The sequence below is a fragment of the Ructibacterium gallinarum genome (assembly GCF_014982785.1).
GTDB classification, from domain to species: Bacteria; Bacillota; Clostridia; order Monoglobales; family Monoglobaceae; genus Ructibacterium; species Ructibacterium gallinarum.
The window spans coordinates 1-1,558 of record NZ_JADCKB010000068.1; the positions used below are offsets into that span (position 1 = coordinate 1).

Sequence of the window (1,558 nt, forward strand, 5' to 3'; positions counted from 1 at the left end):
AATGAAAAATGAAAAAGATTTAGTTTAGTGTTTATTGGATTTTTGGAAGATAAGATATTGTGTACAAGCCCCCAATTTAGTAAAGTATATTTTTATGGAGGATAAAATGCGGGAAAAATTATTGTTTGACGAAAATTGGATGTTTCATAAAGGAGATATAGAAATAGCACTCCCTAAAGATAAAGGGCCTATCTATATGCAATCTAAAACAGAACGTATGTTGTGGGGGCCTGCTGCAAGGAAATATAGCGGATATCCTGATGATTTTAATACAGATGGTGACCATGAAATCCAAAGCGATAAATGGGAATGGATAACGCTTCCGCATGATTATATCATATCACAGGAACCATCCCAGGATGAAAATAATGCACTTGGATTTTTTAAATACCAGAATGCGTGGTATCGCAAAAAGTTTTTTTTACCGAAAACGGATATAGGCAAACGAATTACTTTATTGTTTGAAGGGGTGGCAACCCAGACAACAGTTTATCTTAATGGATGCTTAATGAAGCATAATTTCTGTGGTTATACCAGTTTTGAAGTTGATATATCTGATGTGGTAAAATTTGGAGAGGAAGAGAATTGCGAAAATGTTCTTGCTGTATATGTAGAAACAGAAAACCATGAAGGCTGGTGGTATGAAGGCGGAGGCATCTATCGTCATGTCTGGCTGAATAAAATGAATACGGTTGCTATCGATCTGTGGGGTGTTTATGCCATGCCGCAGCTTGCAAGTGATGGAAAATGGAATGTAAATGTTGAGGTGACAATTATTAATGACCGCTACGAAGATATTGTTGCAAGAGCGGTTACAGTGTTTTATGATAAAGAGCGAAAAGCAATTGCAAAATCAGAAGGGATGATAGAAATTCCTTTGCGTGAAAAAGGAATTGCAAAATATAGCACGAAAATAGAAAACCCCATTTTGTGGGAACTTGATAATCCATATTTATATACTGTCGAAACCAAGATTTTTGTAAATGGAGAGGAATGTGACTGTTACGAAATACGTACCGGATTTCGCAATTTTGTGTTAGATGCTAACGAAGGATTATTTCTCAATGGAAAGCATATTAAAATTAAAGGCGTGTGCGCGCATCAGGATTGTGGATTGACTGGCAAGGCTGTGCCCGATAACATACATAGATATAAAATCGAGATGATAAAAGAAATGGGGGCAAATGGTTATCGCACTAGCCATTATCCGCAGACAGAGGCAATCATGGATGCATTGGACGAACTTGGTTTTATTGTTATGGACGAAACCCGCTGGTTTGAATCGACGGAAGAAGGGAAACAACAGCTTGAAATGCTTATTAAGCGTGACCGTAATCGTCCGTCTGTCTTGTTTTGGTCAATTGGAAATGAAGAACCCAATCACATTACTGACATAGGAAGAAGAATCTGCAAAAATCTTATGGCAATGGTACGAAAATTAGACAATACGCGATATATAGTGGCAGCGGTATCTAATGATCCCGATATTGCCACGGTTTATGATGAATTGGATGCCATTGGAATTAATTACAATCTTGATAAGTACGATAAAATTCAT

General features: G+C 37.2%; 1 protein-coding gene. It reads left to right on the plus strand.

All coding sequences use genetic code 11. From position 1 onward, the window contains the following. Nucleotides 1–106: 106 nt before the first annotated feature. Nucleotides 107–1,558: glycoside hydrolase family 2 TIM barrel-domain containing protein (locus INF28_RS12705; protein WP_318961781.1), on the plus strand; the 1,452-nt coding region annotated here is incomplete at its 3' end.